The organism is Rhodococcus sp. P4_B6 (assembly GCF_056402215.1).
In genome coordinates this window covers 1-8280 of sequence record NZ_JBFUHV010000273.1, presented here as the reverse complement: position 1 = coordinate 8280, position 8280 = coordinate 1, and the positions used below count along the sequence as shown (strand labels likewise).

General features: G+C 67.6%; 12 protein-coding genes and 2 pseudogenes. 5 read left to right on the top strand and 9 right to left on the bottom strand.

Features of this window, described 5'->3' with window-relative positions; all coding sequences use genetic code 11:
• The 7 genes from AC1DWT_RS47995 to AC1DWT_RS47965 form a co-directional block, all read right to left on the bottom strand.
• Positions 1-396 (bottom strand): SRPBCC family protein (locus AC1DWT_RS47995; protein ID WP_477925960.1); only part of this gene is annotated, 396 nt, incomplete at its 3' end.
• A gap of 60 nt (positions 397-456) precedes the next feature.
• Entirely contained in the window at positions 457-642 is a 186-nt protein-coding gene (locus AC1DWT_RS47990; protein ID WP_095863915.1) for a glyoxalase, read from the bottom strand.
• 111 nt (positions 643-753) lie between these two features.
• Positions 754-1077, bottom strand: a complete 324-nt coding sequence (locus tag AC1DWT_RS47985; protein ID WP_477925959.1) for a hypothetical protein — start codon at positions 1075-1077, stop codon at positions 754-756.
• 150 nt (positions 1078-1227) lie between these two features.
• Complete coding sequence (locus AC1DWT_RS47980; RefSeq protein ID WP_241031645.1) at positions 1228-1539, bottom strand: hypothetical protein; 312 nt, start codon at positions 1537-1539, stop codon at positions 1228-1230.
• Positions 1540-1801: 262 nt separating this feature from the next.
• The gene (locus AC1DWT_RS47975; RefSeq protein WP_206012462.1) at positions 1802-2032 is read right to left on the bottom strand and encodes a hypothetical protein; all 231 of its coding nucleotides are present in this window, start codon (positions 2030-2032) and stop codon (positions 1802-1804) included.
• 10 nt (positions 2033-2042) lie between these two features.
• A complete protein-coding gene (locus tag AC1DWT_RS47970) occupies positions 2043-2366 on the bottom strand; it encodes an ANTAR domain-containing protein (RefSeq protein ID WP_179377692.1) in 324 nt (107 codons plus the stop codon).
• A gap of 147 nt (positions 2367-2513) precedes the next feature.
• Positions 2514-2717, bottom strand: a complete 204-nt coding sequence (locus AC1DWT_RS47965; protein WP_095863918.1) for a three-helix bundle dimerization domain-containing protein — start codon at positions 2715-2717, stop codon at positions 2514-2516.
• 146 nt (positions 2718-2863) lie between these two features.
• On the opposite strand from AC1DWT_RS47965, the pseudogene AC1DWT_RS47960 reads away from it, so the two are divergent.
• Together AC1DWT_RS47960 and AC1DWT_RS47955 are read left to right on the top strand one after the other, a co-directional pair.
• Positions 2864-3387 (top strand): annotated as a pseudogene (locus AC1DWT_RS47960) (DUF6328 family protein).
• 15 nt (positions 3388-3402) lie between these two features.
• Positions 3403-4863 carry a CYTH and CHAD domain-containing protein gene (locus AC1DWT_RS47955; RefSeq protein ID WP_206012461.1) on the top strand — a complete coding sequence of 487 codons (1461 nt, stop codon included), beginning with the start codon at positions 3403-3405 and terminating at the stop codon, positions 4861-4863.
• Between the two features lie 7 nt (positions 4864-4870).
• Here the strand turns inward: AC1DWT_RS47955 and AC1DWT_RS47950 are convergent.
• Positions 4871-5062 (bottom strand): annotated as a pseudogene (locus AC1DWT_RS47950) (transcription antitermination regulator); the annotation flags it as partial.
• A 578-nt stretch (positions 5063-5640) separates the two neighbouring features.
• Between AC1DWT_RS47950 and AC1DWT_RS47945 the strand changes: the two are divergent.
• Both AC1DWT_RS47945 and AC1DWT_RS47940 read left to right on the top strand, forming a co-directional pair.
• Positions 5641-5904, top strand: coding sequence for a hypothetical protein (locus AC1DWT_RS47945; protein ID WP_206012460.1), 264 nt, complete (start codon positions 5641-5643; stop codon positions 5902-5904).
• Between the two features lie 348 nt (positions 5905-6252).
• Positions 6253-7272 (top strand): zinc-dependent alcohol dehydrogenase family protein, encoded by a 1020-nt coding sequence (locus AC1DWT_RS47940; protein WP_206012459.1) that lies wholly within the window; start codon positions 6253-6255, stop codon positions 7270-7272.
• A 597-nt stretch (positions 7273-7869) separates the two neighbouring features.
• Here the strand turns inward: AC1DWT_RS47940 and AC1DWT_RS47935 are convergent.
• Complete coding sequence (locus AC1DWT_RS47935) at positions 7870-8073, bottom strand: three-helix bundle dimerization domain-containing protein (RefSeq protein ID WP_420855106.1); 204 nt, start codon at positions 8071-8073, stop codon at positions 7870-7872.
• Between the two features lie 24 nt (positions 8074-8097).
• Here AC1DWT_RS47935 and AC1DWT_RS47930 point away from each other — a divergent pair.
• Positions 8098-8280, top strand: a 183-nt coding sequence (locus AC1DWT_RS47930) for a transposase (protein WP_477925958.1), incomplete at its 3' end; no start/stop codon positions are given.

The window sequence follows — 8280 nt, the reverse complement described above, 5'->3', positions numbered from 1 at the left end:
TCCCAGGACTCGGGTGCCGAAGACGCCGAGCAGGGCCCCGAGCGCTCGTCCTTTGAGGTTCTTGCCGTCGCGGACCACGACGGCGTCGACGTCGGTGGTCCCATCGGGCATCGGGGTGAGGGTGTAGGTGTGGCCGGACTTTCCGCCCCACAGGTTGGAGTCGGTGGTCGTCATGACGATGCGGTGGGGGTCGGTCCAGTCGTAGTGCAGGCGTTCCCAGGCCCCACCGGAGCCCTCGGTGACATCGGCGTGGTCGGTGCCGAGTTCGTGCACCTGCAGGTAGTCGTCGGCGCTGTTACCGAATAACGCCTGGCGGCCGGGCCCGAAGTCGGTGAGCGCGTCGAGGAATTGTTCCGGGGTGGCGGTGGTGGTCTGGTGGAGGTGGATCGTGGACATGGCGTTCTCCTTGGAATTTGTGCAGGTGAGGGGTAGACCGGTGGACGGGGTCAAGGGCAGTTAGGCGGGCAGCTCCGCTCCGGCCTGTTCGGCGACCATGTAGGCGGCGTACCAGTCGGGCCAGTTCGGATCCTCTGCCCCGGTGCGCTTCTCGTGTTCGCCGTGAGCGATCGCCGCGCGAATCAACGCGCGGGTCAGGTCGGCGGTACTACTGAATGTGGTGGCGGTGGTGTCGGTCGTGCTCATGATGGTCTTCTTGCCGTGTTCTGAAAACGGGTGACGTACGGATGCGAGGCCGTCAGACCCGTGTGGGGGAGCAGCTGGTCGCCGCTGGCACCCCGCGACAGGGCGTCTGCGTTACAGCTGGGTGCTGCTGCTGGCCGCGCCGTCGAGGAGGATCTGGTCGAGGATGGTGGTGTCGGCGCGCCGGTCCTGCCGCTGGTCCCGCTGGCGGTCGTGCTGACGTTGCTGCTGCATGTCGTTGTCGCGGTCGAGAGGGTTGTCGTGGGTGACGGCGGCGGCGACGGGCTGCGCGGGGGCCGGTGCGGTGGTGGTGGCGTTCGCGGCGGCGAYSGGGACGAGGCCGACTGCGAYGGTCGCGGCGGCGACGGTAGCCAGGCGCTTCCAGGAGGARGTGCTGGTGGCGGAACGGGTGATCGGGTGAAGCTGTGTGGTGCTCATGCTGATCGGTGGTCCTAGTTCGGATGCCGCGGGCCCAGCGTCTGCGGCTAYTCGAACGGTGTCCGGAAGGGCCGGGAACGTTACGCCGACCACCCCCAGATCTAATGTGATGCGCGTCACTGACGCGGCGGCTGCGTGCCACCGTCGGAGCTATTGAGGCGGATCGGGGTCGATGTACCGCAGCGAGGTGTGGGCATTGAGCAGCCAGGCCCCGCCCTTTGCGGTGTCGCCGATGGGAAATGGACGGGTGCCGTCGGTGCGGGTGCATGCGGCGAGCGCGGTGAGGGTCTCGCCGTGGGTGCACCACAGGGTGCCGGTGAGGTCGATGCTTTCGAGGGCGGCGCGCAGAACTTCGGCCGCGGCGTCAGGGGCGAGCAGCGGGTGCTCGTGGATGGGAAGGCCGTGGGCGGCAGCCAGGGGCGCGAGGGTGTCAAGGCAGCGGGTGGTCGGGCTGCAATACAGGACGCGCAGCTCGACTCCGGTGAGGGTGTCGACGAGCCCCCTCGGCCTGTTCCTGGCTGAGGTCGTTGGGCGTCGGGCCCACTCCAGCTCTGCTTCGCTATCGCGTGGGCGTGCCGAAGCAGGACGAACATTGCAGGGCCTTCCCTCACGAGTGGGTGTGCGCGGGCCAGCTCAGGCGCCGGGATGAGACGGATCGTGACGATTCGCAATGCCGGGATGTGGGGTGCGACGGGGCGCCCGGTGTGACGGACTCCGGCGATGTTCACCGACCGGTTGCGGCCAGGTCGCCCCGGCGGCATACGGTGGACATGCTGTGGCTGCCGCGCTGCTCGGGGGTGGTGCCGTCGCAGTTCACTTGTCGGCCTGGGGAGTTGCCGTGGAAGTGCTGGCTGTTGTCGTCGTCCTCGTCGCCGTCGTCCTGATCGTTCCCGCGGTCTATCTGTTGCTGTGCGCGGTGATCCTGGCCGAGCAGCGCCGCCTCCACGGTCAGCAAAGTGATCGACTTACCGCGAAGACCCTGGCCGATGCGCGAGACGTGACTCCCACTCGGCCAACGCTCCGGAGGCGTCCGCGTGCCGTTCCGGGGATCCCAGAGGTGGGCGGGCCCCGATGGCGAGATCCACCAGAGCATGGGCGACAGTCAGCACACTGAGATGATGACGGTGCGCGACCCGGAGCAGTTCGTCGAATGCCTCGGTCGGGCTGCAACGGCGTAATGCGATCAGGATGCCTTCCGCCACCGACAGCGTCTCCCGCCCATCCCTCGCATGCTGGACACCCACCCCGGCATGCCCCGTGCTCGGGTGAGGTTCGGGCACCGACGTCATGGGCATCACCTCCCCGAGGTGGCGGCACTTCCCGACGAACGATCGAGCTGGTCAATCGAAGTTGGCGTACCCGAGCACGGTGGCATCACACCTCACCGGAAAGGTCCGCCTGCGCAGTGTCGGAAGCATCCCGCCGTGCCTCGGCGGTTACCTCTCGATCAGGGTGGCAAGCTTGGCGGTCGCGGTGCGCTCGATGAGCAACGGAACGAAATCCCGGATGCGACCGCCCTTGAAGTGCGCGACGGCTTCTTCCACAGCGGTTTCCACCACCTCCGGCGAGGCGGTCGGGAACTTCGTGAGCAGCCGTGTGGTGACCTGCGAGACCTGGCGTGCCTCTTCCGCGGAATTCATACTACGAATTGTTCTTGCCCACGACCTCCCAGGTCAATCCAGCACCGGGGGTCTGTGATCAACATATCTCCGGGCGAGAGTGTCGTCCGCTGCCCGGCGGTAGTCGTTCCACGTTCATCATTCCGAAAATCGGGTACTGCCTGGGCATGGACAGCGCAGAGGGTCGGGACGACGCCGCATGGAACCGCCGGGTCCGCGACGAAACCGAAACCCAGCGACTCGACCGCAACTGGAGCAACCTGCTGCAGGAGTTGCGGGTGGTGCAGACGAGTGTGCAACTCCTGACCGGCTTCCTGCTGACGCTGCCGTTCCAGCAGCGTTTCGAGGAGCTGTCGACGCCCAGGAGGTGATCTACCTCGCCACCGTCGCCCTGTCGGTCACCACGACGATGACGCTGGTCGCGCCGGTCGGCATCCACCGACTGCAATTCCGGCAGCATGCCCTCCCGACCCTCGTCGCGACCGGACAGCGACTGGCGATCGGCGGCATCGCCGTCCTGGGCCTCGCCCTCGTCGGCGTGGTCCTGCTGATCTTCAGCTTCGTGGTCGACATGACCACCGGGATCATCGCGGCCGCGGTGGCAATGCTGATGTTCTTCGGGTTCTGGATCCTGCCGTCGCTGCCGCACCGCCGGTCCACCGGCGATCGGCAACCACACGAATCGGTGTGAGAGCAGACTGGACTCATGGTGTCGACGCAGCGTGAGCGGGAAGACAAGTACGACGTGAACCCGGATTTCACGCTGCCCGATCTGGGAGGGCTGGTCCCGACCGGTGGACGACTCGACACCGGTTCGGTGAACCTGACCAGTGTCTACTACGACACCGCCGAGCGCGACCTGCTCCGCCAGCACCTCACCCTGCGCCGCCGCACCGGGGACACCGGCGCCGGATGGCAGCTGAAGGTCCAGGCCGACAAGGCCCGCACCGAGCTGTCCCTGCCGCCCGGCGAGGGGGACACGGTTCCCGACGAGCTGGCCACCCTGGTCCGCGGCATCGGGCTGGGCAAACCCCTGCACCAGGTGGCGGCGCTGTCCACCGTCCGGCGCACCCACCGGCTGTACGACCGGGACGAGCACCTGCTCGCGGAGGTGGCCGACGACCTCGTGCACGCCACTGTCGCCGGGGACGTCGCCGTAATCAGCGAATGGCGGGAAGTGGAAGTCGAACTCGGCGAGCACGGCACGCCTTCCCCGGCGGACAAGGTGCTGACCAAGGTCGGCAAACGCCTCACCAAGGCCGGTGCCTGGCCGTCACCGCACGCGTCGAAGCTCGGCCGTGCGCTCTCCGGCACCCATCCACCCGCCGCCGGCGCAGGTGGCGCGGCGGAACGGGCACTGACCGAGTACCTCGACGCCCAGGTCCAGGCGATCGTGGCCGGTGACGTGTGGCTGCGCCGTGGGCTGGACCCGATCCATTCCACCCGGGTGGGCATCCGGCGGTTCCGCAGCACCCTGCGGGTGTTCGGCAAATTCTTCGACACCGAGGCGCGCACCACGCTCGATGCCGAATTGTCCTGGTACGCGGGTGTGCTCGGTGAGGTGCGGGACCGGCAGGTGCAGCGGGCGCGGTTCGCGGAGAAGGTCGCCGAGTTGCCGAGCGAGCTGGTGATGGGACCGGTCGCCGCCCGCATCGAGGGCGATCTGCTCGCCGAGCAACACCGTCACCTCGCACACGCGATGGAGGTCCTCGACGGCGACCGCTACCGGGACCTGATGGCCACCTTGGCGCGGTGGCGCTCCGCCCCGCCGTTCACCGCGCCGGCCGATTCCCGGTCCGTCCGGAAGGCGACCCGCAAGGCCGGGCGCAAGGCGAACAAGCTACTGACCGCCGCGGTCGCCGACACCGACGACGCGGCGCTGCACCGGGCGCGCAAGGCCGCCAAGCGGGCCCGCTACGCCGCCGAGCTGGCGAGACCGGTCCTCGGGAAGAAGAAGTCCAAGAAGAAGGCCGGCAAGTACAAAGAGATCCAGCAGGTGCTGGGCGAGCACCAGGATTCCGTCGTGGCCACCGAGACACTCCGCACCCTGGGTGCACGCGCCGGAACCACGCCGGGCGAGAACGGGTTCGCGTTCGGACTGCTGTACGGACTCGAACTGCAGGCGGCCCAGCGGGCGCGGGCGGATGCCGCGCGTCTTACCAGCTAATCCGCTCGCGCGGTGACTCTCCAGGCCGTACACATCGGCGTCGGAGCGGCAGTTCGGTGGTCGGGGTGACCTCGCCGGGCCGGTAGCCGTGCATGTGGGCCACGGCGTCGGACCATTCCCACCGCTGTCCAACCAGGAAGAACTGGAGGTTTCCCACCCGCTGCGGTTCGCCGCCACCGAACACCTGCTCTGAATCCACGCCCACTTCCAGCGCATCGATAGCCGGAGAGTTGCGTGGGCCGGATGGCCGGACCCGGCACCCTTGGCTGCGCGGCGAAGGGGCGAATCCCTTTGGTCGCAGGGCCGACCGGATGGGCAGTCGTGGCATTCGACTGTGTGCTGGTGGCGCCCATTCTGAGGTCGAGAGGCACACACAGGGTGGGCACCCCGACGTTCTGGCGGTGGCGGGAGTTTTGTCAAGAAGCTGCGACCTCAGTAATGTTCTGGCAAAGTGCCGGAACCTCCGGCCTACGAATACCCGCCGGGAAGGCGGTCAGAGATATGAGATTCCGAGAGCTCGTTGCCAGTGGTGTCGGGGTCCTCCGGTTGGCTGTCGATGCCGGCATCGCTCTCACATCGATGCTGGTCGCCGTTCCGGTCGCGTTTGTGGTCGGCGAAGCCGTGACGATCGGGCGGAAGATGCGAGGCCAGCGACCGCCCGCCGTGCCACCGGACTCGACGACTCACGATCTCGGGACGGTCGTCACATCCCGGTGACGAACTGGAAGGCGGCTGTTTATGCTCCGGGAGCGGCAGCTGAATAGAAGGTGGGAGCGCATGACCGAGATGAGCGAGAAGACACCGGAACTCGGAGATGCGTTGCGCGTCGGTGCCCGGGTCCTGGTCCGCAGGCCGTCGGAGACGGCGGCGACCGGTGCGGTCGTCGAGGACTACGCCGACCTGATTCATTCGCAGGACCGGGGCCACGACTGGGCGCCGGTGCACCGGTGGGCGGTCGCCCTCGACGACGTGCGACTGGTGTTCGTCGACACCGATGACCTGACCGTCGATCCGTCACCGGAATCTCCGGGCGTGAAATAAGGCATGGCGGCCGAACAGTAGTACAGGTGACCGGCCGGCCCGACGCCGGTGCCGCCGGTCCCGGGTTTGCGGCAAGGCCTGTGGTGCACCGCCGGTCACCTCGCGGGGAGATGCGACCACTGTCTCGGCCAGCGCGCGGCGCGTCTGGCCCTCATCGATGGCATAGGGCGCGGGGCGGTCCCGCCGGGGATCTAGACCCCGACAACTGGGCCGCGGTGGCAGCATGAGATCTGGTAGCGCTGGAAGTGGGTCGCGCCGATTCGAATCTTCGCCGACAAGGGGCGAGGCCGACGCGATGCACACGCAAGCCGTGTGAGATCTGGATCCGATCGAAGGAGCGCCAGGAAGATGACAACCATGCAGTCTGTCGTCGCCGACACGTTAGGCGAACCGTCCGAGGTCCTGCACCTGCAGACCCGCCCGATTCCTGAGCCCGGTCCCGGCGAGGTCCGGATCCGGGTGACAGCGGTCCCAGTCCATGCCAGCGACCTGCACACCATCCGCGGCAGATACGGATTCACCCCGCAGTTCCCCGCCGTGCCCGGAATCGAATCCGTCGGCGTGATCGACGAACTCGGCAGCGGCACAGACGGTCTGACCGTCGGGCAACGCGTCATCACGATCGGAGTCACGGGCACCTGGCAGGAGTATGTCGTTGCCGATGCCGAGAGCGTGTTGGCTGTTCCCGCCGGCATGAGCGATTCCACGGCCGCCCAGATCCTCGCCAATCCGCTCACCGCCGTGATCTTGACCGGTGACGAACTCGATGTTCGACCGGGTGAATGGCTCCTGCAGACCGCAGCCGGTTCCACCGTGGGCCAGTCGGTCATCCAACTCGGAGCGCACGTCGGCTTCAAGACCCTCAACGTGGTCCGCCGTCGATCCGCTGTCGCGGACATCCTCGCGCTGGGGGGCACCGCGGTGATCTGCACCGAGGATGAGGACCTGCGCGACCGGGTGACCGACATCGCCGGCCACGACGGCGTGTCCAAGGCGATCGACTGCGTCGGCGGTCAGGTCGGTGCGGACGTCTCGCGTGCGCTGGTACCGCACGGTGAGCTGATCGTCTTCGGGGCGCTGTCCACGCACCGGCAAACCGATCCCGACAAACTCACCATCCCCATCTTCGCGCGGTCACTGATCTACGAAACCAAGACCGTTCGGGGGTTCTGGCTGCTGCGCTGGTTCACCGAGACCCCGAAGGATCGGATGGCCGCAACGATCGCCCGGACACTTCAGCTCGTCGACAGCGGCGCGTTGCGCGTGCCCGAGGGTCAGCCGATCCCCGTCGGAAAGTTCAGTGAAGCCGTCTATTTGGCCGAAGCTCCCGCACACGGGGGCAAACCGCTGCTGGTATTCGAACACTAGGAGTCACTGGTGCGGACGAGGATGCGCCCAGCAGTGATCGGCCCGACCCTCGCGGATGTTCTGCCGAGTCGAACCGCACTCATCGAGAACTGTCTTGGACAACATCCAGCGCGGGCAAGGACTCCGCGCCATCCGGTGCACCGCACGCTGGCGGCGGCACCGCCCGGATCAGCGTGTCGACACTCGCCGGCCATCCTCCCGCCGCCGTGACGCCATGTTGTGCCGATACCGTGGGTACGGCGATCAGCCCGGCACGGTGATCGCCCGGTTGTTCCCGTGGATCACACCACCGGCCCAGCGAGGCCGTGCGAGGAGCCCGCCACCTGCCTCCGCGAGTGGCGGGCTCCGTTTCAGCGGCCGCCCCGAACACGGACTCGATCGCACCCGGTCATCCGTCGTTCCCGAGATGGGGAACTCGGTCAGTGCGGGGAGTCGGAGCAACGCTGCTGAGCTCCCGGTCGCGGTCCACGATTCACACAGCTGCCTTGGCGGTCTTCCCGTCGGCGGAAGGCGGGAGGATCCCTCCTCGCCGAACACAAGCGCGACGATCACCTGTGAGCGCGCCGTGCCCGTCGTGTCCACACCGGCCGGAGCTGCCTAGACCATGTGGTGCTCAATCGGGGCCGCCGCGGGCACGGTGGCGGGTGTTGTTGCCCCAGCCGCGATGGCCGCGTCGAGTGATCTGCTGGCGGCGCGTTCGACCAGCAGGGGGACGAAGTCCCGGATCCGGCATCCGTCGAACCGGTGATAAGCGGTGTTTGAGGTTCCCCCCGGAAAGTGGACACCGACTTGGCGGGACACCGGTCCCGCTGGAAGGATGTCCGTATGCCCCCTCGCAAGCGTCGGTCGTTCACGACCGAGTACAAGGTCGAGGCTGCCCACCGGGTGATCGACTCCGGTCGCACCATCGCAGAGGTCGCCCGAGAACTCGGCCTCAACGAGAGTCTGTTGGGTGAATGGGTCAAACTCGAGCGGCGCAGAATCGCCGCCGCAGAGTCCCACGGAGAG